Below are 23,451 nucleotides of genomic sequence, written 5' to 3' on the forward strand. Positions count from 1 at the left end.
TGTTTTAAGAGTGATGTCAAAAAAGAAGTTGTGCATAAAGTAAGAATGAAATGCATGTGAGTGAATTTCATAATTCTCAGCCGTTCCATCAGCTAGATGGGGAGTAAGGAGAATAGGGGTGGTTTCCCACCCCTATTCTCCTATTAAAAATACGGAACCTGCTTCATGTGTAGCAACACGAATTCCAACTATTTTACAAAAGAGGAGTCTAATGGAAGTGATTCACCAGGTTCAAGGACTGGAACATCAACTTCCGCGGTGTCAGGGTACTTAATGCCAGCTCCCGTATTAAGAACGACTACACTCTCCTCTTGTTTAATCCAGTTCTGTTCCCTTAGTTGGCGGGCAGCTAAAAATGCAGCGGCACCTTCTGGGCATACAAAGGATCCTTCAAGCTTGGCGACTTGTTTCAGTTCTTTAAGGATCTCCTCTTCTTCTACAGCGATCGCACATCCGTCTGTTTCATAAAGGGCGTGGAGAATAAGGAAATCACCGATAGCCTTAGGAACGTTTATGCCGAACGCTTGTGTCTGTGAGTTTTCCCAGAATACAGATTCGGTTTTTCCTTGTTTCCAGGCTTCCACAATAGGCGCGCAGCCTTCTGCCTGCACAGCTACAAGTCGAGGCATTTTTTGGCCCTCCAGCCAACCAAGTGCCTGCAACTCCTGAAGTGCTTTATAAATACCAATTAATCCAACGCCGCCTCCTGTTGGATAGAGGATGACATCCGGCAGCTGCCAGTTCAACTGTTCAGCTATTTCCAGCCCCATTGTCTTTTTCCCTTCAATTCGATAAGGCTCTTTTAGTGTAGACACATCATATAGGCCATAGTTCTTTACAGCTTCAGCTACCATTTTTCCAGCATCACTGATCAAGCCGTTTACAAGAAAGAGATTAGCACCAGATAGGGCGCATTCGTTTCTTGTAATGGATGGAGCATCTACAGGCATTACAATAGTTGAACTTATATGCGCTCGAGCAGCATAGAGGGACCAGGCTGCTCCAGCGTTTCCATTTGTGGGCATGGCAAGAGCTTCGACTCCCAGCTCTTTAGCTTTTGATACACCAACAGCTGCACCTCTAGCTTTGAATGCCCCTGTAGGGATAATTCCCTCATCTTTCATTAATAGATTCGGCAGTTCCATATTTTCACCAAGTGTCGGCATCGAGAGGAGTGGAGTCATCCCTTCTCCCATTGTCGTGACATGTTCTTGTGACTGAACGGGAAGAAGTTCATGGTAGCGCCATAGATCGGGGGTTCTCCGCTCCAAATCGGCGGGACTCCATTCTTTTGCTAATTGATCCAGGTTATATTCAACTAGCAACGGAGCCTCACAATCACATAAATGATGAATGGCATCTTTCGCATAGGTCTGCAAGCATTTCGGACAGTAAAGATGAGAGATATAACTATAACGCAATGCAATCCCCTCCAATATGTAAAGTTGTTTTTATAGTATCATAGTATTCAGAAAAAATTATCAAAGTCTGACGGTAATTTTTGAAACGAAATGGCTAGTTGCTCCGTAAGTAATGATGGCAATTAAAATGCAAACGGAGGAGAGAGTGTCATGACGGGGATATTTCTAGCTGCTTTATTTCCTTTTTTATTGTTTTTATTACTAACGATCATCGCGGCTCTGCAGAATAAAAACAAAGCAAAAGGCATCATTCAAGGAGCGTTCGGATTATTTGTAATCGGATATATAATTGTTTTAATCATCACCTACATTTGGATGCCGGCCATTACAGTTCCTAATATGCTGCTAATGAACGCAGTCGTTGCCATTATATTAGCACCGGCTATGTATGTGGGAGCGGGAACAGTTATCGATAAAAAAACGATCCACAAATCAACGCCTGCTATCGTGTTTTTCATTACGGCCCTGGCTATTGCAGCCATTTTTGTAATCGGTATTTTCTCGGTGAATCAGACGTATAATTCGATTTCGAAACAGGAGGCAGGGGAAGCGAAGCCTTTGAACGAAGAGAATACACCGATATCCGTAGCACCGGAATCAGCTCGTAACAAAGTTCAGAAGTCAATGAGTGTCGTACCGAATACCCAGTTTTATGACCTTGGAAAACTACAGGTCCAGGAAGTGAACAATGAAATTTCGTATGTCGCCCCAGTCGAATTTACAAGCTTCTGGAGATACTTTCGCGGAAAAGAGACAGAGGGATATTTTACGATTCCAGCAACGAACATTAATGCCCAGCCTGAATTTGTGGAAAGCAAGATGCGCTACACAAATTCAAGTTACTTTAATCACAATGTCCAGCGTCAGGTCTATATGGAGTTTCCGTATTATATCCAAAGTGGGGAAGCTCAGATCGAGGTGGACGATGAAGGGAAGCCTTGGTATGTTCAAACGATATACAAACCAGTTTTGTTAACCAATCGGCCCGATCTTGAGAAAGTGAAGGTTGCTGTGGTTGATCCTGTTTCAGGAGAGGTAAAGGCTTACAAAGCCAGCGAAGCTCCTGATTTCATTGAAGGGTCGATCAGCTCTGAACTTGCGACAGGTGAGAATGAATACTTTGGTAAGTATGTTCATGGTTTGCTCAATTCCATTTTTGGAAAAAAGGATGTTAAAATCCCTAATGAGTCAGGAACAGAAAGCAGTGTAACCCCTATCTTTGGCGATGATGGAGACATGTATTATTTTACAGACATGGCTTCGCCTAAAGAAAATATTGATTCAGCACTTGGTTACACGTTAATTGATGCAAGGACAGGAGAATTGACCTATTATAACGGCAAGAAGAACAGCGGGATTATGGACAGTAAAGGGGCAAGGCAGATCGTAAATAAGCAGTTCCCTGAGAAAAACTGGACTGGTTCCATGCCGGTTCTGTATAACGTAGATGGTCATCCTACTTGGATTGTCAATGTGCTTGATCCAAACGGGCTTTTTAAGCGATATGCATACATTAAAGCGAACGATTCTGATTTTGCTGTTTTTGGTGAAACAGCTAAAGAGACACTAACTGCGTATCGATTACAGCTAGCTCAAGATCCAAGCAATGTTCAAGGAGGCGAAGGCGTTGAAACGACTGCAAAAGATGGGGTAGTCAACCGTGTGCTTGTGACTTCGACAGATTCCCGTCAAGTTGTTCAATTTATCCTTGAAGGGGATACAACGATCTATTCAGTCAACGTTAGTAAAGCACCGTTGGCCATATTCCTTCGTGAAGGCGACCATGTACAAATGCAGGTGAAAGTGCGTGAGAACGGACCGGCAACGGTAGAGGAAATGATAGTAGAAGAATTGAACAAATAAGTTATATCCATGAGCAGGATCACGAAACTAAACAATTTGGGATTCTTGTCAATATCATGCGTTTCACGTGGAACAATCCTCCATTTTGTGACCTATCCTCGCATCCTGTAGAATAAGAGGATAGGTTAAATTTTAATTAGAAAAGGTGTTTTTTGTGGAGAAGAAGTACATTGTTATAGGTTCAGGGATACTTGGTGCCTCAACCGCCTATCACCTTGCTAAAGCAGGGGCCGAGGTGACGGTAGTTGACCGTAAGGATACTGGCCAGGCGACAGATGCTGCAGCAGGAATCATTTGTCCATGGCTGACCAAACGAAAAAATAAAGCCTGGTATCGATTAGCTAAAGCCGGCGCGAAATATTACCCTGCATTGGTAGAGAAGCTGAAAGCAGATGGAGAACAGGAGACAGGATACAAACGCGTTGGAGCACTCCGTCTTCATACGGAAGAAGAAAAACTGGATGAAATGATGGAGCGGGCCCTAGAGCGCAGGGAGGATGCACCAGAAATGGGCGAAATCACTCGTCTTTCTCCGTCAGAAACGCAGACAATGTATCCACCTGTTGCTGAGGAATATGGTGCTGTTCACATGAGTGGTGCTGCTCGTGTAGATGGCCGAGCTCTTCGTGATGCTTTAGTAAATGCGGCTAAACGAAAGGGCGCTGTATTCTTAAAAGGCAATGCTTCCTTAATTGTGAAAGATCAGCAAATTACAGGTGTGAAAACGGAAGAAGAACAGTTGGAGGCTGACCAGGTGATTGTGGCAGCGGGTGCATGGGCGAAGGAAATTATTGAACCATTAGGCGTGAATTTTCTCGTGCATCCTCAAAAAGCACAAATTGTGCACTTGGAATTGCCGGCAACAGAAACAGGTGACTGGCCGGTTGTGATGCCGCCAACAAATAAATATTTGCTCAGCTTTGATCAGGGAAGAGTTATAGTAGGAGCAACACATGAAACGAAAGAAAAATTTGATTCGCGCATTACTGCCGGAGGGATTCATGAAATTTTTACTAAGGTGCTGGCAGTAGCGCCAGGACTGGCTCGAAGTACGATGCTTGAGGCGCGGGTAGGATTTAGACCGTTCACGCCTGATTCCCTTCCTGTTTTTGGAGAGATACCAAATTTCGAAGGGATATTGGTGGCGAATGGCTTAGGAGCATCAGGTCTTACCACAGGTCCATTTATCGGGGCGGAATTAGCGAGAATAGCCCTTGGTACTGACACGGAACTTCATAAAGAGGATTATAAGGTCGAGCATGCTTTTCCAAAAAATAAATAAGTAAGTAAAGAAGCACAACCTCTTAAAGGTTGTGCTTCTTTACAATTATTCTTCTCTAACAAGGCGAAACCCTACTTTTTTTAAAGCCTGTTCAAGGTTGCGTGTAATTCTGAGCCCTTTGTACATAGGATCCTGACTTAGGTGACTCATCGCCATGTCAGGGCGAATCCCTGTAAGAATAGGGGTAACCCCCATCAGTTCCAGAGCCTTAACAATATCTGATAAATGGCTGGTAAACAAGTCGTCAAAACTCACCATGCCAGAAAGGTCAAGTATAAAGTAATCCAGATTTTTTTGATAAATTCGTTGAAGTATGGTTTCGAGCAGGTGATTTGATCGATCTTCATTCACGATCCCTACTAAAGGAAGAACGACCACCCCTTCTGTCACTGGGACAATGGGTACAGACAAAAGGTCAACACGCTGTTGAGTCTGGTCAAGGCTAATGATATAACTGAAAATTTGGCCGACAGACCGTAGGAAATATGCTTCCTCTTCAGTGAATTTGCGCGGCTCTTTATCCATTACGCACAGTGTGCCGAATTCCATTCCATCCCGATCGTAGATTTTCACTCCCATAAAGGCTCTCACACTAACATCTACGGGCAGGTCTGCATTTTCCTTTATGTAGTGTAATGAAAGGTCATTTGAGGTGAATACTTCTTCACCAGATTCTATTACAAATTGACAAAAAGACTGCTCATAATCCATACGAATATTCGCATCTAGAATATGGTCGCTGTTATTATAAGCATCGATGATATTCATGTGCCCATTATCTTTCTTAGCTATGTAAACAGTATTAACATTGATAACCTTACTAACATGTTCCAGAATTTCATCAGCAGCTTCTTTAACAGAAAGATAGTGAAGGTCATTTGAGTGATTATGCATTTTCTTCATACTCCTATCCCATACATCTTTATGCGTTTTTCATCCTCCAAGTGCTGTAGCAATCACCGTAAACGTGTACATCAAATAATGACGATAACATTTTGTTAGGGTCATTGTACCATGTGACGAAGCTGATTTATACGAATAAGGGTTAGGGAGTCCTGCTCGAGGTCAGGACTCTCTTCCACCGATTAGCGGTCAAGTTGATTCATGAATTCTTTAGCAACGACTAAAGTAGATTGAGGGTTTTGCCCTGTAATTAAGTAACCGTCTACTTCTACATGTTTTGACCAATTATCTGCCGTCACAAAGTTTGCTCCTAACTCACGAAGTTTGCTTTCCAGGAGAAAAGGCATGTACTGATCGAGAGCAGTGTCAGCCTCTTCAGAGTTTGTAAACGAATTGATCTGCTTTCCTTTAACAAGCGGTTCTCCGTTTGAATGCTTCACACCGACCAGCCCTGCTGGACCGTGACAAACAGCCGCAACGGGTTTATCCGACTCATACATGTCCCGGATTAATGCTGCAAGCTTTTGATTGTCTGGGAAATCGAACATCGTGCCGTGCCCGCCCGGCAAGAAAATGGCGTCAAAAGATTCAGCAGACAGCTCACTAAGGGAAATCGTATGCTCGAGGTATTGTTTTGAGTCAAGGATTTCCTGCGGTTCATCCTCGCTGACACTGTTTGGATCAACAGGTGCCTTACCGCCTTTGGGACTGGCAACGGTTACCTCATATCCATGTTTTATAAATTCATTATAAGCTTCACCGAATTCGGACAGCCAAATACCAGTTGTTTTATCTTTGTTAATTTTTTCATGATTGGTAACGACCATTAAGATCTTTTTAGACATTTAAATTCCCCCAGGATTTATTGGTAAGTTACATAGATCAACTATTCCCGTATGCATGGCCTTACAAAACATGAAAACAAGAGGTAGAAGAGCTATGCGAGGAAGGGGGCCTTATAGAAAACGTGAGCAGCTAGTATAGCTGCTCACGTTAATTGGCTTCAGAAATTTCATTTTTTCGTACATAATTCACTGTGCTTTCGTCTGAATGAGTGGGTAGCGAATAGGATTGGGCGTATTCTTCATGCCCTTTACCCGTGATGACGATCCACTCTCCCGGTTTGCTGTTATCTATAGCTGTTTTAATCGCGAGTGTTCGGTCTGGTATGAGTTCGCCTTGTCCGAATTTTGTATGGTTTAAAAAAAAGGTCAGCACTTCCTCCATCTCGCTTTGAGGAACCCCGTTTAAATCATCCATTGTTAAAATAAATTGATCACTCATTTCAGCAGTAATATTCATCATTTCCTGCCTTTTTGTTTGATCCCGATTGCCTCTAAAACCGAAAATGTGGGTGATTTTTTTCGCTTCTGATTCCTGAACCGTTTGTAAACAATTGAATACCGCATCCGCTGTGTGAGCATAGTCTACCACGACAGTAGCACCGTTCTTAAGGGAATACGTTGTAAAACGACCAGGTACACCAGGAAAATCAAGAATGGATTCTAAAACTGCTTTCGCCTCTCCATCAAGCTGCATCGCTGCGGCGTAAGCTTGGAGAGTGTTGTAAAGGTTGTGGATTCCGGCCATGGGAGAGTGAAGTGTATGTATGTCATGACCTTTGAATCGGCATGAAGGCGGGGCAGCAGAAAGGTGTTCTAATATTTGTAAATCATTTGCAGTTGACGTGCCAAGGGTGTATGTTCGTAAGCCTTCTTGTTTAAGCTCTTTAGCTAACTGTTCCCCATAAGCATCATCGGAATTGATGACAGCAGTGCCATTAGGTTTTAATTTTCGAAACAATGCTTTTTTGACTTCATAGTATTGGTCGATGCTCCCATGGTAGTCAAGGTGTTCATGTGTCAGATTTGTAAATAAGCACAGATCAAAATGCAGGCCTTCCAGACGGTATTCCGCTAATCCATGTGAGGAGGCCTCCATAATGATAACCTCGTCATCGCTTTTATCGATTAATTGGTTTAGAGTCAATGCATTTGGAGTAGTATTGACTGTTTTTGAATGCTCCCCGTTGATAACGTTTTGAATCGTACCAAGGAGGGAACATGAGTAACCCATGCTCTCAAGAATATGCTTCACTAAATAGCTGGTCGTTGTTTTTCCGTTTGTTCCTGTAATTCCGACCATGATTTTGCGTGAAGCAGGGTTCTGGTAGTAATTGCGCCCAAGAATTCCTAATGCTTGTTTGCTGTTTGGAACTTGTATATAGGGAACCTTGGTAACTTGGTAATCCTTTTCGCCGATAATCGCAGCAGCTCCATTGTTAATGGCATCTTGAATGTACGCGTGCCCATCAAGCTGATAACCTGAAATGGCGACAAATAGGAATCCTGGTTTCACCTTGTGTGAAGAATCAGTCAACCCATGAATGACCACTTCATCAGAACCCGGCAGATCCTCGTGATGAAAGGGAATATCTTGCAATAGTTGATCAAGTTTCATTTATATCGTGCACACCTTTTTTGTATTTAAAATTAAGTCAAGTTTTAATGCTAATTTTATCAAATAAGCAGCATGCTATGTGGCAAAAAAGAAAAATAAGCTAAACGATTCATAAATAAGCCATAAAGAGGGAATGGGGTTATAACCTTATCTCCCTTTATATCCTTTGCGAAAGATTTCCTGAACGCCATGCACCGTAACGTAAGCATTTGGGTCAATGTTTAGAATGATCTTCCTGAAGGGTACAATTTCATGTTTGTTAATAACAAGATAAAGCACTTCTCGTTGTGAACCTGTGTAACCGCCTTTTCCTTCAAGAACTGTGATTCCACGAGCCATTTGGTTTGTCACTGCATCGAGTACTTGATCGGGGTAGCTTGAGATGATCATAACCGCAGTACGTTCGTTTGCTCCTTCTACTACGACATCGATAACTTTTGCACCGACATAAACAGAAATAAGAGTGTACATGGCTTTTTCCTGCCCAATGATGAAGGCAGATCCTACTATGACGGCAATATCAATAACAAGCATTCCTTTGCCAATCGTCCATCCGAAAAATTGATTTCCCAGCCGGGCAAGAATGGCGGAGCCGCCAGATGTACCGCCAGAACGGAAAATCAAGCCAAGACCGAATCCGACAGCTAAACCAGCGAATAAAGCCGCAAGTAATGGATCACTAATCTCTTTGCCCCAATCCACTGTGAAGTGTAAGAAAAGAGAAGAGGAAATAATCGCAGCAACAGTATAGACAATCACGCGTTTATTGAAAAATTTGTACCCGACTGCAACGAGCAGGGTATTCAGGACGAAGTTTACAATACCAGGCGACCATTCAAACAGATAATAGGTAACAATCGTAATCCCGATCACGCCGCCCTCAGATAGACGGTTTGGGATTGCGAAATAGTTTACGCCAATCGCAAAAACAAATGAGCCGATAATAATCATGATCATGTCTTTTACTTCACGTTTCATAGGTATGCCTCCTTTCTTTTATTTTATTATATTTTGAGGAAGGAAATATACCGAGAATAGTAAGTCTTAAGATTCATACTAAATGCTTAATAATATATTCGGATAAGTAAATAATAAGTAGAGATAAAAAACAGAAGCATCCGAAGGCGACTATAAAAAACAATGAGTGAGGAATAACTATGATGACAATACGTTTCGATCAATTAAAAGGGGTTGTTGTGAAGCACATCCACGGACCAAACGAACAAATGGTATCAAGCCTTGCCTTTCATTCTGGGCGGGCCTCAGCTTCTTCACTGTTTTTCAGTATCAAAGGAGATAAGGAGGACGGACATCACTATATCGAAGATGCGATCAGCACTGGTGCTTCAGCAATTATCGGTGAAAATGCTGAACAACTTACTAGGTTAAGTGAATCTTATCCTTCCTGTACTTTTGTTGTCGTTGAAGATGTAAGAAGTGCGATGGCCTTTATGGCCAAACACTTTTATAATCAAGCAGATGAACAAATTGCTACGATTGGAATAACAGGCACAAATGGGAAAACAACTGTAGCCGCCTATGTGCGTTCCTTAATGAAGTTGTTAGGGGTCCCCAGTGGTTCGATCGGGACAACAGGGATATGGTCATCGAAAGAAAAGTGGACGTATAAAAAGAGTACGCCAACGACTCCTGAAGCGATTGATCTTCACCAGATTTTTCGAGATTTGAAAGAGGCCGGAGATGAAGCAGCGGCCATGGAAGTTTCTTCGATAGCTTTAGCTCAGAAGCGGGTGGAGGGGATAATGTTTGATATAGGTATTCATACTAATTTCTCCGAAGAGCACTTGGAATATCACAAAACGATAGATCATTATAAAGCAAGTAAAATGAAATTATTTGAACAATCCAGGCAGGCGGTTGTTAACCTTGATGATGAAGGAATGGGTAAGGACCTTTTAAATTCCTATACAGGACCAATACTAACATATAGCTTAAAATCAGAAAGCGAAGCAGACCTCATTGGTACAGGGATTGAAGTAACCGAAGATGGGTCTATGTTTACGATTCAATACAAGAATAAAACGTTTCGCGTTTTTACCCCTGTATTTGGAACGTATAATGTAGCAAATGTCCTCTCTGCTATAGCTGTAGCTCTGCTTCAAGGGTACAAGATAGAAGAAGTTGCAGCTGTATTGCCTGAGCTTCAAGGCCCTGAGGGACGGTTTCAAATTATTGATGTTCCTGGTCGTACCAAAGTTATTCTCGACTACGCTCATACCCCTGTTGCCCTGGATAGACTTGTAGAAGAAGTCAAGAAAATGAGGCACAGCCGCCTTATCGTCATGATTGCAGGGATTGGAATTCGTGATTTTGGTAAAATGCCTAAAATGGCTGCAACCATTGAAGGAAGAGCTGATGAGGTCATCGTAACCGTTGACCATCCAGGATACCACGACCCTCAAACCATCGTGGACGAAGTTATGACAGGCTTTAAAGATCCGGAGGCGTCCAATATCCATGCCGCTTTAACCCGAGAAGAAGGGGTAAGAAGTTCCCTTAAGCTTGGACAGGCTGGGGACATTATTCTGTTAACGAGCGGCTGCATTAATAATGCTCAAATTGTAAGAGGGGAAGAGATTCCGCATTCTGATGAACACATCATCCATGAGCACTATTTACAATCAAATTAAAGGGAGGCTAATTTCGAAAAAAGCGTTCGACAGCTTTTTGATACGAATGAAAAAAGGCAGGAATTTCATCGTTCGGAATTCCAGTAGTCATGTGCTCAGCTATTGATTCATTGTACCATTTCTGCTGCGCATACCCTGCGTTAAAATGTTGCCACAATGCATCACCATCGCGCTCGAAATCCTTCTCAAGCGATAACAAATTGTCTAATTTATCTGCAACAATTAAACACTTTACCTCAAGGGAGCCCTTTCGAACCGTATCTACTGTGTGCTGTTTGCGTACCTGCCATGACTTTGATTTATCTTCTGTATGGGCTGCTACTAGATCAAGCACCGTCTTTGTAAATTCTCGTTCGATATCTGCAAGTTCATACATTGTATCTTCCACGACGTCATGCAGATATCCGGCGCAAATCACCTCCTCCCGGCAGCCGGCCGATCTTAAGGTGTCAGCCACCTGAATGGGATGAATGATATAGGCAGCAGTAGAGTTCTTGCGTTTCTGCCCCTTATGCGCTTTTTCAGCGAATTGTTTCGCCCTTTCTATCATTAGCGATCACTCCTTTTTTAAGCGTAAAAGTTGTCGAACTGTACCCCTGGAAGATACCATAGACACAGGGTTATAAAATGGAGTAGAGGAGTCATGTGAAATGAAAATCAATCAGGTAGATGATCAGCCAGTTGTACTCATAATAGCAAGATTCGATAGTCTTCACCGCGGGCATCAGCACTTAATAAATAAAGCCAAACCTTATGCAGTATCTCAGGGCGAACTAGCTGTTTGGGATCTTTCCGCTCGTGAACCTGTCTTAACTTCCCTTGAAGATAAATTGCACATCCTTACCGATTTAGGTGTTGATCGATATTATGATCATTCTAAGCTCAAGCCTTTAAACTGTAAGCGAATCGTGATCGAGGAAGATTTACAACAAGAGGCAGCTGAACTGTATGATTTTCAAGACACCCCTGTTACCATTGTACACCAGCCCGCGTTAAACCATGAGAAGATTCAACGAGCAGCCATTCAAACCTTTGTAGAAAAAGGTCAAATGGAAGCCGCTCAGTCTCTTATGGGTCGGCCCTACCAAACGACAGGCACTGTCGTTAAAGGGGATGCTCTAGGGCGCCAGCTTGGTTTTCCAACTCTTAATCTTGGCGGCATTGATGAATACGTCAAGCCAAAGCCTGGCGTGTATCTCGGCGTAGTAGAAGTGCACAAAGAGACTTCAGCCTTTTATTACACTTTAATCAGTGCAGGTTATCGTCCAACCGTGAATGGGGAGACCTTTAAAGTGGAAGCCTATTTATTGAACTTTTCAGGAGATTTATACGGCGAGAAAGTGACCGTAAGTTATTTGCGGCATATGCGCGATGAAGAGGATTTTGACGGACTCGATGTACTCGTCGAACAAATGAAACAGGATGAACGGAATGCAAGAATGATCTTAGGCATGCCGGTCATTTCATAATAAAGGAGCTATCATTATGGGGTAGTTGTAGTTGAAATATGTGATGGCAATTTGATTAACAAGCTTGATGTGGAGACCCTTATAGAATCAGAGTATCCAGATGTGGCTGTGCTGATGAGCGAGTGTTTATCATTTTGCGGTCTGTGTGCGCTAAAGCCATATGCACTCGTTAATGGAGCGCGCATTTTTGGTAAAACGCCTGAAGAGGCTTTGGACAAGATTAGAAAGAAAATAGAAGAAGAATTAGCGTTATTTGCTGAATGAGTAGAGGCTGCCAAGTGAAGCAGTCTCTTTTTTTTATGTGCACACTTATGTGCGCCAGGGGGCGGAGCGAATTTGGGTGGAGTGTGATCGCTTAAGTCTGGAACAGGAGCTTTTGGGAAGTGAAAGCGAGCTAAAATAGTAAATTCTGAGCGATAAAGTAGGCTATTTGAGCTTTTTGTAAAAGTGACAGGAATAGTGATGATGAGTGTCGAATTGTAATACTCGTTAATCTATCTTAAAAGGGGTTGTGTCATGTCATGGTAATAAAAGAAAGAGACATACCAACGAAAATGAAGGGATTATCGGCACTTTTGAAAAGACTCCCTCAGCAACATTCGAAACATAACCGAGTGAATGAGGACTATTGTTTAATGGAGGCGGGATATAAAGGGGAAAAGTCTATAGAATTCTCCCTAAATTATGTACAAGGTGAGCACTTCATATTACATGATCTCCGTTTATATGATGGGCAACATTTCTTTCAAATCGATACGTTATTGCTGACTGCTCATCTCCTCCTGGTAATTGAAGTTAAAAACTATGCGGGAGTACTGACTTTTGATCGTCGATTCAACCAACTCATACGAATGAAGAATGGAATAGAAGAAGGTTTCCCCGATCCGATTGATCAAGTGGATAGACAAGTGGAACTGCTGAAGAAATGGATGAAACAAAATGTGGGTCAGTATATACCTATTGAAGGGTTCGTCGTCTTTGCTAATGAACGGGCGGTTATCAAAACCTTTGATAAACATGACGAAATCATTAAGGAGAAGGTAGCAAGAAAACATTCACTCCCAGCTTTTATCAAAGCATTTGCTGTAAAATATCCTAAACAATACGTTGAAATTGCGTACCTTAAACGGATTGCCCTGAAATTATTGGATCAACATGTTGAGTTGAATACTGATTTAATTAGCCAATATGATGTTAAGAGATCAGACATCCTTACGGGAGTTCAATGTCCACAATGCCACACTCTACCCATGAAGCGCCTTCATGGAAAGTGGCACTGTCCTTCCTGCTCCACCAATTGCAGGGTGTCCCATCATCAGGCTCTCCAGGATTATGCTCATCTTATCTCTCCCTCCATTTCCAACCAACAGGCAAGGGAGTTTCTTCATATAGATTCACGCCACGTCATGAAACGCCTCTTGAAACAATATTCATTGGAAGGTTTGTTTTATAAACTTCGCTGATCTTTTGATTGATCGCTCATCTTTTGCGTGAACAAGCTCGTCTCTTGTGAAAAGCTCACCTTTCGCTTGAAATCGCTCCCTTCTTATCTGTTTCGCTCCGTTTATGAGGTGAGACGCTCAAGTTTTCCGAAAACCGCTCCAATTGCTTTAATTACGCTCCACCCTAAAATCCCTATAAAGATTCTATAGAGTATGATGTGCTAAACTTGCAGGGTAACCCTTTTATATTAGAAAGGAAGAGATAGCAATATGAACACAGTGAAATTGCATGACAAGATTGACATGCCTCAACTAGGGTTTGGTGTATTTCAGGTTGAGGAAAAAGATGCCGAGCCGGCTGTGTCAAAAGCGATTGAAACAGGATATCGCTCTATCGACACAGCTGCGATTTACGGAAATGAACGCCAAGTCGGAGAAGCAATCGCTAAAAGTAACGTACCGCGTGAAGAGCTGTTTATCACGACAAAAGTGTGGAACACAGACCAGGGCTTTGACAACACAATAAAAGCCTTTGACGTAAGCCTGGAGAAACTAGGACTGGATTATGTAGATATGTACCTCGTTCACTGGCCAACTCCAGAGTACGACGACTATGTTGACACGTATAAAGCTTTAGAGAAATTACAGAAAGATGGAAAAGTGAAAGCTATTGGCGTCTGCAACTTCAATATCGAGCACTTGCAGCGTTTACTTGATGAGTGTGACGTGAAGCCTGCTGTGAATCAGGTGGAGTGCCATCCATATTTAGCACAAAATGAATTGAAAGAGTTTTGTCGTGAAAATGGAATTCTCCTTGAGGCATGGGCTCCGATCATGCAAGGAGGGGACGTGCTGACTGACGATGTCATTCAATCCATCGCGCGTGAGCATAACAAATCCTCTGCCCAGGTCATTATTCGCTGGCATTTTCAAAACGGAACGGTCGTGATTCCTAAATCCATTACACCTTCACGTATTGAAGAAAATTTTGATGTTTTTGACTTTACGTTGAGTGATGTGGAAATGAACAGCATCAATGAGCTCGATCGCGGGGAGCGTAAAGGTCCGGAACCGAGCGAAATGAATGTACGATAAATAGGGTCTTGTTAAAAGGGCGCTGGCAGAGCGTCCTTTTTTATGTCTAATATGTTAACCTAATATATATTTAGTTGACGTAAATTGAGTTATTACTTTATGCTATAAGCAGAGAGGAGGTGAAACATGGAACTTAGAAGAAGATGGAGTCCTTTGGATTTAACGATGGGAAGTTTATTTGTTGCGATGATGGCGATTGGAGCAAATATTACATCAATTGCTCCCTTCATGGTCATTGGAGGCGTCCCCATCACGTTACAAACTTTTTTTGCGGTTTTGGCAGGGTTGATCCTTGGGAGTCGATTAGGGGCGCTGTCTATGTTTACGTACATGGTATTAGGGTTAGCTGGTGCACCAATTTTTGCCCAATTTAAAGGGGGCTTTTCAACATTGTTGTTTCCAACTTTCGGTTTTATTGTGTCATTTATTTTCATTGCTTATATTGCCGGTAAGATGGCAGAAAAGAAACGCAGCTTACCCATGTATATCTTAGCTTCCTTAATGGCCATGGCAGTTAACTATATTTTCGGAACGAACTGGATGTATGCAGCATATGTCCTCTGGTTTGATGCACCGGAAGGGTTTACCTATAAGATGGCCTGGTATTGGATGATCTTTCCACTGCCAAAGGATATTGTTCTATCCGTTTTTGCGGGAGTCATGGCTTACCGGCTTGAGAAAAGCATCGTTTCAAAAAGTGCCTTTCGCCAGCAAAGGGAAATTGCTTAAAGGAGGAATCACATGCCGAACTGGAAGCTATTAGCTGAACAAGTTTTTCGAGGTGAAGATATAACGGATCAAGAGGCACTTGCTGTCTTAGATAGTCCGGATGAGGAACTCTTGGAGTTGTTACATAGTGCATATTTGGTCCGTAAACAATATTACGGTAATCAAGTAAAATTAAACATGATTATCAATACAAAATCAGGATTTTGCCCGGAAAACTGCGGGTACTGTGCACAGTCTAGAGATTCAGGTGCCCCCATACAAAAATACCGCATGATGGACAAGAACACCATTATTGAAGGGGCTGAACAAGCCCATCGATTGAAGTCAGGGACGTATTGTATCGTAGCGAGTGGGCGTGGACCATCAAAGCGGGAGTTGGATATTGTTACGTCAGCGGTCAAAGAAATTAAAGACAATTATGACATGAAGGTTTGTGCTTGTCTCGGATTGCTGAAACCCGAACAAGCACGACAATTAAAAGAGGCCGGAGTTGATCGTTACAACAATAACATTAATACCTCCGAACAGCATCACGACAATATCACCACAAGCCACACTTATCATGACAGGGTTTCTACCGTAAATCATGCAAAAGAAGCTGGGATCTCTCCATGTTCAGGAGTCATCATCGGAATGAAGGAGTCTAAGCAGGATGTCATTGATATGGCGCGTGCACTAAAAGAACTTGACGCTGACTCCATTCCCGTTAATTTTCTTCATGCCATCGATGGAACATTGCTGGAAGGAACCGATGAATTGACTCCGACCTACTGTTTAAAAGTACTCTGTTTATTTCGCTTTATTAATCCAACAAAAGAAATCCGGGTCTCAGGCGGAAGAGAAGTTAACTTGAGGAGTCTGCAGCCGCTCAGTCTTTATCCGGCAAATTCCATTTTTGTGGGAGATTATCTGACTACTGCAGGGCAGGAAGGAACCAAGGATCACCAAATGCTCGAGGACCTTGGGTTTGAAGTTGATTATGTAACAACAGAAGAAACGGTATAGTTTGCTTAAAAGGACGCACTTCATTGACCGCGGAGCTGTCGTTGGCGGACAATCATCTGCAAAACAAGTAGTGGAGAATCAGCTTGTTAAGAAGACGGATGCCTATAAACATGACAATATCATCTACCTTAACCCTGAATATTGGTACCTATCCGGTGGGGGGGTACAATCCGTGTCGGCGATGGCTGAGGAAATAGAAGCCAGCTTAGAATAATCATTAAAAAGACGCGCCTGGCGCGTCTTTTTAATGTAAGCGACGGAATATGAAGAGTAAGCATCAGATTATAAAGTTCTTTTCACTTTTTTTAAACGGGAGTCTATAATTATATGTAGAAAGGATGATGGATATGATTATAAAACCCCGATCTTACCCGATTAGATTGAGAAACTTAGAAGCACTTCACAGACGACTCCCTCCCAGCCACCCAAAGAGGTCGCTAGTCCAAGATTCACTTGCCCGTGTGCGAGCCGGTTACCAGGGCGAAAAGTCAATAGACTTTCACCTCAAATTTATCCCCCAGAAAGATTACCTCATTATTCATGATCTTCGCTTATTTGACGGGCAGCACTTTTTCCAAATGGATACTGTTCTCGTCTCCCGGAAGTTTATCCTTATACTTGAAGTGAAAAACGTTTCAGGATCTTTATGTCTAAACAGTGATATTCACCAATTAACCCGCACCTCAAACGGAAAGGAAGATACGTTTCCTGATCCCATACTCCAAATTGAACGTCAACAGATGCAGTTATCAAAGTGGATAGAGAGCTATTCCTCAAAATTACCTATTGAAGCATTTGTATTATTCACAATAAAAAGTGCTATTCTCCATTTAAAGAACGATAAAGATTCAGAAAGGATCTTGAAAAGTGAAGGATTATTAAGCCGGTTTAATATGATAGAACAACGGTATTCAGAAGAAAAAATCAATTCGGCAACGTTACATTTAATAGCTTCTCAAATGGTTCGAGAACATACGGATGTTCATCAGAAAATTTTAGGGGCTTTTGGGATCAGGGAATCAGAATTATTATCCGGGGTTCACTGTCAAGCATGTTCAGGGAATATGGTATGGAAAAGAAGAGCATGGGAGTGTATATCATGTTTCTTAAAGTCTAAAGACGCACATATCCAGGCATTACAAGCTTATGCTTGTCTTCGGCATCCTTATATTTATAATCGAGAGGCAAGAGCGTATTTACATTTTGATCCAGAACACATTGTTAAGAGAATGCTTGTCAATTTGGGTGGAAAAAAGATAGGTGCGACCAAGAGTAGAAAGTACGAAATACCGCTATGATTTCCGAAGAGGTGAAAGAGCTATGATGGTACACATTAGAAGGTTCAACCAAAGCGATTGGCCTGAAGTAAGAGAAATCTATCAATTAGGTATTGAAACAGGTAATGCTACACTTGAGCCAGTTGTTCCAAGTTATGAGAAGTGGATTTCTTCTGGAGATCCTGCGTGTACCTTTGTTGCATATACAGGACAAAAAGAGAGCATCTTAGGATGGAGCAGGATAGCCCCGGCCTCTACACGCAAAGTATACGAGGGTGTAGCTGAGGTCAGTGTGTATGTTCATCCTTCTCAAACTGGTAAGGGTATCGGAGGACTGTTGCTGGAAAAATTAATTCACGCTTCAGAGCAACAAGGATATTGGACATTAACGGCCGGCATTTTAGTGGAAAACCACAGCAGTATTGCATTACATAAGAGGTATGGGTTTAAGGAGTTGGGCGTGCGTGAGAAAATAGGTAGTCTAAATGGGAAATGGCGTGATGTCCTTCTGTTAGAAAGGAGAAGTCGGGTCGTGCATTGGACTCCTTTTTAAAAAAGAGCTCTAGGGGTATAAATAGTACAGAAAGGAGTTCATTATGATCATTCGATTTGGATATGTGTCGATGGCCACTGCATTATATGATGCAAGTCCATCTAAAACCATGACTTTTTCTCGCTACAAACAACTCGGGAAAGAGGAGAGAGCCAAACAGCTTAGGAACATTACGAAAGCCAATTTAGAACATACGAAACGCGCGTTGCACTATAATATTGCGCATCAGATCCATCTATATCGATTCTCATCTTCACTCGTCCCCCTCGCTACTCATGAAGAAGCTCAATGGGATTATCTGAGCTCTTTTCAGGAAGAGTACAAGGAAATCGGGGAGCTTGTAAAAAAGTATCAAATGCGGACAAGCTTTCATCCCAATCAATTTACCCTTTTCACAAGTGATAAAGAGCACGTAACTGCCAATGCAATAAAGGATATGGAGTATCACTATGCTTTGCTTGAAGCGATGGGGCTTGAGAAAGAATCCCACATCAATCTTCACGTAGGGGGAGCTTATGGAGATAAACCCTCAGCTGTCGAACGGTTTCATGAAAACCTAAAGCAGCTGCCTCCACGGATTAAAAAGCAAATGACGCTTGAGAATGACGATAAAACCTATACAACCAGCGAAACGCTAGCAATTTGCGAAGAAGAAAACATTCCGATGATGTTTGATTACCATCACTATATGGCTAACTATGAGAAGGAAGAAAAGCTGGGAGATTTTTTGCCACGTTTCTATCAGACATGGTCAAAGAATCCCTTTCCTCCAAAACTGCACGTTTCCTCACCAAAATCAGAAAAGGCTTATCGAAGTCATGCAGACTTTGTTGATCTTGAGTTTATTAAGCCGTTGCTCAAAGAACTGAAGTCACAACAAGTGGATGTAGATTTCATGATTGAGGCAAAGGAAAAGGATAGAGCGGTTTTACAGCTTGTTGAGGATGTGGCAAAGATCAGAGGAGTGAAGCGGTTAGATGGAGCTACGCTGGAAATGTGAGGAGCTTTCAACTTTATTGCTCTTTAGGTTGATGTAGGACTTATATAAAAAAATTGACCCCTGGATTATCTCTTAGGATAATCCAGGGGGTTGTATTTATTAACCTTCTACAATAAACTCAAAGTCGCCTTCGAATTTAACATCTTTACCAAGAAGCATACCGCCAGTTTCAACAGCTGCATTATAAGTCATGCCATAAGCTTCACGGTTTACTTTTCCTGCAACCGCAAAACCAGCAACTGTACTTCCATCAAGCGGGCTCTTAGAAGTTCCGTTGTATTCTACAGTAAAGGTTTCTTCATTTGTTTCACCTTTAATTGTAAAATCACCAGTTACTTCATACTCATCGTCAGATACCTTTTTGATGGATTTACTTTGAAAAATCATATTTGGATATTTCTCAGCTTCAAAGAAATCACCTGATTTAAGGTGTCCGTCTCGGTCTTCATTACCTGTATCAATAGAAGTAACAGGAATTGTTACTTTAAAGCTTGCTGATTCAAGGTCAGAAAGATCACCGCTGAAATCAACGTCGAAATCTTGGAACTCACCTTTAGCTTTAGAAACTACCATATGCTTGATTGAAAAATCTAAACTGCTGTGTACCTTATCTAGTGTTAATGTTGACACTCTTATTCCTCCTATTTATTGGATAAACCAATGTTTTTAATATCTTTCTCTTTAGTGTGGAGATTATCCCCTAATCACTTACCTTATGTAAGTAACTTTACAATACATATCGATAATCGTCAAGAGGAATATCTCGAATTCGAGTAAAAATTTTTGAGCTTCCTTAAACAACAAGTACCGATACCAATATATTACCTGTTGTCAGTTATTTTTAAACCATCCTGAACGTGAGTTGTATGAAAAGAAGCAGCTATATTAGGCTGAGATGGAAACAATGGAAATAATTAATAGTGATATTCTCTCCAGACCTGTGTTAACTTGTAAAAGATTAAACATCAAGGAGGTAAATCATGTTAAAAAGAATGATGGTTGCAGCGATTGCAATCGCCTGTTCATTGACGTTTACAAGTCAAGTTTTTGCTCAAAACCATGCTCATACCGTTCAAAAAGGTGAGTCTTTATATATAATTGCAAATCAATATGGAATTTCGGTAGATCAGCTTAAAGCCATGAATAACATCAATAGAAATGAAATTTATCCTGGTGAGCAGCTGGAACTTCCTGTTCGCCCTGATGTATCTGGGAAAGATCTGCTTGCCAGGTTAGTAGAAGCGGAGGCTAAAGGAGAAAGCTATGCCGGTAAGGTAGCCGTAGCAACGGTCGTTCTTAACAGGGTAACAAGTGATAAATACCCTGACTCTATTTATGGGGTTATTTACGATGGATATCAATTCTCTCCTGTTTTAAATGGAACAATTAATCAGCCGGCAGGTGAAGAGTCTAAGCGTGCGGTGGAAGAGGCACTAGATTATCAAGGGTATGACCACGAGTCTCTATTTTTCTATAATCCTGATAAGGCGACTAGTGAATTCCTGAGTAATCAGGAAGTAACGACAGTGATTGGCAACCATGTTTTCCTAAGATAGCTCATTTAGTATTAAGAAAGGCACACTCTCAATACAGGGAGTGTGCCTTTTGGCTATTCCATATTTTTTAGCATATTTTCGATAATGAAAGAGGAGTTGTTGATAGCTTGTTGTTTGAAATCTTCCCATTTCATAACGGCTTCTTCCCCTGCATCATCTGAAGCAGAGCGAATGACAATATAGGGGACATCATTTAGGTACGCTACTTGTCCAACTGCTGCTCCTTCCATTTCGACTACATAGGCGTTAAACGTTTCATAAATCCATTCTTTTTTCTCAGCACTGGCGATAAATTGATCTCCTGTGGCGATCAGTCCCTTAAAAACGTCGACCTTCTCTGGCAGCTTTTTCGCTGCTTGTTCTGCAAGGGCAATGAGGTCCTTATCTGCTTTAAAGTATCCTTTGTCTAAACGCGGTATAATTCCTGGTTCATAACCTTTTGCGGTTTCGTCCATGTCATGCTGCACCGTTTCGGTAGAGATCACGATGTCCCCGAGGCTAACATCTGGATGAATGGCTCCAGAAATTCCGGAATTAATGAGTTTGTCTGCATTAAAGTGACTGACTAATAATTGGGAAGCCATGGCGGCATTCACTTTACCGATGCCTGATTGTACGAGAACAATATGTTGTCCCTTTAATGTTCCTTCGTAAAAGGTCATGCCTGCAATTTCTTTCGTTTGGTTTACTTCCATATCGGAATGTAAGATTTCAATTTCTTCTTTCATTGGGCCGATAATACCGACGATTGTTTCATCTGTTTGCTCTTCTGAATCATTTGTTTCTGCTGTTGCCTGTTGTTCCTGTTGCGAGCAGCCAATGAGCAGGATGCTTAATAACATAAATAAGATAGGATAAACGCTTTTCTTCAAAAAGTTCATGATAGGTCTCCTCCAAAGATGATTTTTAGTTTATATAAAAGTTGTATAACTTACTGAGCTGTAGGTAGCTGTTTTGTTTAAACCCCTACTTGAATGTGTTGAAAAGTTTCTACATCGAAAAGTCCTAAATCCGTTAATTTTAGTGATGGAATCACAGGCAGGGTAAGGAACGAAAGAGTTAAGAACGGATCATATTCACCAGCAAATTCTAAAGTGGACAGGGCTTGTTTTAATTTGATGAGTTCCTGATTTACAGTTTGATAGTTTCTGTCGCACATTAATCCAGCTATTGGAAGCGAAAGGGAAGCAATCGTTTTCTCGTTCTTACTAATAGCCAAGCCGCCATCCATATCATGCACCACCTCAATCGCCTTGAGGATGTCTGTATCGTTTGTACCTGCTGCGACAATGTTATGGGAGTCATGGGCGATTGTAGTTGCGATCGCTCCTGCTTTAAATCCGAATCCTTTTACTGCCCCTAACCCGATGTTCCCTGTATGATTGTGTCTTTCTACCACTACTATTTTAAGTTGGTCCTTATCAATGGAAGGGGTAAAATAACCGTCTTTAACATCTACGTTTTCTATTAATTTATTGGTCGTTAATTGGTTAGGGATCACCTCGATAATATTCCCTTTTCCTGATTGACCGATCGGAATTTGCAGATCCTTTTGACTTAAATCAGGAATGTGCACACTATGTTTGAAGGGCTGATTTGTCTTAACTTTTGCTGGGAAATCGCCCGCATAGTCACCGTTATGGGCGACTAGCTGTCCTGATTTATAGACTTGCTCGATTGTAATAGATTCCAACTCGTCCAAGAGTAAAAAGTCTGCATCATAACCAGGTGCAATCGCTCCTTTATCTTGTAACTTGTAACATTCAGCAGCGTTTAAAGAGGCCATTTGAATAGCAGATAGGGGTTCAATACCGTGTTGAATAGCTAAACGGACATTATGGTCAATACTGCCTTCCTCCACTAAATCATCCAAATGTTTATCATCCGTACAAAACAAGCAGCGTCTTAAATTACTGTTATTTACGACAGGGATTAGTGTAGATAAATCCTTAGCAGCGGATCCTTCTCGAATCAATAGGTACATTCCGCGCCTGAGGCGTTCTAATGCTTCCGAAGCAGTATGGCATTCATGATCTGTTTGAATTCCTGCTGATTTATATACATTTATGGTATTTGTATCTAATCCAGCCAAGTGACCATCGATTTGCTTGCTATTGGAAGAGGCCGATATGATTTTATCAATGATCGAATCGTCGGCGTTTTGCAAGGCAGGATAATCCATTACCTCAGCTAAACCGAGAACTCTGTTATGGTTGTAAAAAGGTTCCAAGTCCGCAGCGGTTAACTCGGCACCGGAATTTTCGACTGAGGTAGCCGGTACACATGAGGGGAGCATAAAGAATACATCGAGCGGGATATGATCAGAATCATCCAGCATAAACTGAACTCCATCTTTGCCCAAAACGTTCCCTATTTCATGGGGATCTGTCACAACGGTGGTGACACCATGAGGAAGAACGACTTTCGCAAATTCAGAAGGCGTTACCATGGAAGATTCGATATGTACATGCCCATCAATAAATGAAGGGCAAATATACAGGCCTTTGGCATCGATAACTTGTTTTCCTCGATAGTCCCCTACCCCAACAAACATTCCATCAGAGATGGCAAGGTCGCCTGTAATAATTTCCAAGTTGAATACATCGATGATCCGCCCGTTTTTAATGACAATGTCGGCAGGAATTTGTTTATTGGCAACTGCAATTCTTTTTGTTAATTTTTCTTTGTTTGCATTCATGGATATCTTCTCCTTAAAAATAAAAAACCCCAGGAATCCCCAGGGTT

General features: G+C 41.8%; 22 protein-coding genes and 1 pseudogene. 14 read left to right on the forward strand and 9 right to left on the reverse strand.

All coding sequences use genetic code 11. The annotated features are described in order from the left end of the window. Nucleotides 1-188 precede the first annotated feature (188 nt). The gene (locus tag B5354_RS01490; RefSeq protein WP_079525267.1) at nt 189-1,421 is read right to left on the reverse strand and encodes a threonine synthase; all 1,233 of its coding nucleotides are present in this window, start codon (nt 1,419-1,421) and stop codon (nt 189-191) included. Between the two features lie 150 nt (nt 1,422-1,571). Between B5354_RS01490 and B5354_RS01495 the strand changes: the two genes are divergently transcribed. Further along, nucleotides 1,572-3,284 (forward strand): DNA-binding protein, encoded by a 1,713-nt coding sequence (locus tag B5354_RS01495; protein ID WP_079525269.1) that lies wholly within the window; start codon nt 1,572-1,574, stop codon nt 3,282-3,284. A gap of 154 nt (nt 3,285-3,438) precedes the next feature. Continuing rightward, entirely contained in the window at nt 3,439-4,566 is a 1,128-nt protein-coding gene (locus B5354_RS01500) for an NAD(P)/FAD-dependent oxidoreductase (RefSeq protein ID WP_079525270.1), read from the forward strand. Between the two features lie 45 nt (nt 4,567-4,611). On the opposite strand, the gene B5354_RS01505 is transcribed toward B5354_RS01500, so the two are convergent. The 4 genes from B5354_RS01505 to B5354_RS01520 all read right to left on the reverse strand — a co-directional run bounded on the left by B5354_RS01505 (nt 4,612) and on the right by B5354_RS01520 (nt 8,907). Then, nucleotides 4,612-5,460, reverse strand: coding sequence for a GAF domain-containing protein (locus tag B5354_RS01505; protein WP_176142376.1), 849 nt, complete (start codon nt 5,458-5,460; stop codon nt 4,612-4,614). Between the two features lie 191 nt (nt 5,461-5,651). Continuing rightward, nucleotides 5,652-6,314: a type 1 glutamine amidotransferase domain-containing protein gene (locus tag B5354_RS01510; protein WP_079525273.1), complete on the reverse strand. Its 663-nt coding sequence runs from the start codon at nt 6,312-6,314 to the stop codon at nt 5,652-5,654. 148 nt (nt 6,315-6,462) lie between these two features. Beyond that, nucleotides 6,463-7,929, reverse strand: coding sequence for a UDP-N-acetylmuramoyl-L-alanyl-D-glutamate--2,6-diaminopimelate ligase (locus B5354_RS01515; RefSeq protein ID WP_079525275.1), 1,467 nt, complete (start codon nt 7,927-7,929; stop codon nt 6,463-6,465). 147 nt (nt 7,930-8,076) lie between these two features. Further along, complete coding sequence (locus B5354_RS01520; RefSeq protein ID WP_079525277.1) at nt 8,077-8,907, reverse strand: YitT family protein; 831 nt, start codon at nt 8,905-8,907, stop codon at nt 8,077-8,079. Between the two features lie 179 nt (nt 8,908-9,086). On the opposite strand from B5354_RS01520, the gene B5354_RS01525 reads away from it, so the two are divergent. Next, complete coding sequence (locus tag B5354_RS01525) at nt 9,087-10,580, forward strand: UDP-N-acetylmuramoyl-L-alanyl-D-glutamate--2,6-diaminopimelate ligase (protein WP_245804684.1); 1,494 nt, start codon at nt 9,087-9,089, stop codon at nt 10,578-10,580. A 7-nt stretch (nt 10,581-10,587) separates the two neighbouring features. On the opposite strand, the gene B5354_RS01530 is transcribed toward B5354_RS01525, so the two are convergent. Further along, nucleotides 10,588-11,130: an HD domain-containing protein gene (locus B5354_RS01530; RefSeq protein WP_079525279.1), complete on the reverse strand. Its 543-nt coding sequence runs from the start codon at nt 11,128-11,130 to the stop codon at nt 10,588-10,590. 100 nt (nt 11,131-11,230) lie between these two features. Between B5354_RS01530 and B5354_RS01535 the strand changes: the two genes are divergently transcribed. From B5354_RS01535 to uvsE, 10 genes and pseudogenes are all read left to right on the forward strand, one after another. After that, nucleotides 11,231-12,049, forward strand: coding sequence for a riboflavin kinase (locus B5354_RS01535; RefSeq protein ID WP_079525281.1), 819 nt, complete (start codon nt 11,231-11,233; stop codon nt 12,047-12,049). A gap of 36 nt (nt 12,050-12,085) precedes the next feature. Then, entirely contained in the window at nt 12,086-12,313 is a 228-nt protein-coding gene (locus tag B5354_RS01540; RefSeq protein WP_079525283.1) for a YuzB family protein, read from the forward strand. Nucleotides 12,314-12,570: 257 nt separating this feature from the next. Beyond that, nucleotides 12,571-13,512 (forward strand): nuclease-related domain-containing protein, encoded by a 942-nt coding sequence (locus tag B5354_RS01545; protein WP_079525285.1) that lies wholly within the window; start codon nt 12,571-12,573, stop codon nt 13,510-13,512. Nucleotides 13,513-13,761: 249 nt separating this feature from the next. Continuing rightward, nucleotides 13,762-14,586: an aldo/keto reductase gene (locus B5354_RS01550; RefSeq protein ID WP_079525287.1), complete on the forward strand. Its 825-nt coding sequence runs from the start codon at nt 13,762-13,764 to the stop codon at nt 14,584-14,586. Nucleotides 14,587-14,712: 126 nt separating this feature from the next. After that, nucleotides 14,713-15,315 (forward strand): biotin transporter BioY, encoded by a 603-nt coding sequence (locus B5354_RS01555; RefSeq protein WP_079525289.1) that lies wholly within the window; start codon nt 14,713-14,715, stop codon nt 15,313-15,315. A 12-nt stretch (nt 15,316-15,327) separates the two neighbouring features. Beyond that, on the forward strand, nt 15,328-16,320 hold the full coding sequence (bioB, locus tag B5354_RS01560; protein WP_079525291.1) for a biotin synthase BioB: 993 nt from the start codon (nt 15,328-15,330) through the stop codon (nt 16,318-16,320). A 22-nt stretch (nt 16,321-16,342) separates the two neighbouring features. Further along, nucleotides 16,343-16,534 (forward strand): annotated as a pseudogene (locus tag B5354_RS01565) (ABC transporter); the annotation flags it as partial. Between the two features lie 133 nt (nt 16,535-16,667). Next, nucleotides 16,668-17,618, forward strand: a complete 951-nt coding sequence (locus B5354_RS01570; protein ID WP_176142377.1) for a nuclease-related domain-containing protein — start codon at nt 16,668-16,670, stop codon at nt 17,616-17,618. A 22-nt stretch (nt 17,619-17,640) separates the two neighbouring features. Beyond that, nucleotides 17,641-18,150: a GNAT family N-acetyltransferase gene (locus B5354_RS01575; RefSeq protein WP_079525297.1), complete on the forward strand. Its 510-nt coding sequence runs from the start codon at nt 17,641-17,643 to the stop codon at nt 18,148-18,150. Between the two features lie 43 nt (nt 18,151-18,193). Next, the gene (gene uvsE / locus B5354_RS01580) at nt 18,194-19,150 is read left to right on the forward strand and encodes a UV DNA damage repair endonuclease UvsE (RefSeq protein WP_079525299.1); all 957 of its coding nucleotides are present in this window, start codon (nt 18,194-18,196) and stop codon (nt 19,148-19,150) included. Between the two features lie 99 nt (nt 19,151-19,249). Here uvsE and B5354_RS01585 read toward each other — a convergent pair whose 3' ends face one another. Beyond that, a complete protein-coding gene (locus B5354_RS01585) occupies nt 19,250-19,780 on the reverse strand; it encodes a YceI family protein (protein WP_079525301.1) in 531 nt (176 codons plus the stop codon). Between the two features lie 350 nt (nt 19,781-20,130). On the opposite strand from B5354_RS01585, the gene B5354_RS01590 reads away from it, so the two are divergent. After that, entirely contained in the window at nt 20,131-20,706 is a 576-nt protein-coding gene (locus B5354_RS01590) for a cell wall hydrolase (protein ID WP_079525303.1), read from the forward strand. Between the two features lie 53 nt (nt 20,707-20,759). On the opposite strand, the gene B5354_RS01595 is transcribed toward B5354_RS01590, so the two are convergent. Continuing rightward, on the reverse strand, nt 20,760-21,587 hold the full coding sequence (locus B5354_RS01595) for a 5'-methylthioadenosine/adenosylhomocysteine nucleosidase (RefSeq protein WP_079525305.1): 828 nt from the start codon (nt 21,585-21,587) through the stop codon (nt 20,760-20,762). Between the two features lie 77 nt (nt 21,588-21,664). Next, entirely contained in the window at nt 21,665-23,404 is a 1,740-nt protein-coding gene (gene ade, locus B5354_RS01600) for an adenine deaminase (protein WP_079525307.1), read from the reverse strand. Nucleotides 23,405-23,451 lie beyond the last annotated feature (47 nt).

Source organism: Halobacillus hunanensis (assembly GCF_900166655.1).
GTDB classification, from domain to species: Bacteria; Bacillota; Bacilli; order Bacillales; family Halobacillaceae; genus Halobacillus_A; species Halobacillus_A hunanensis.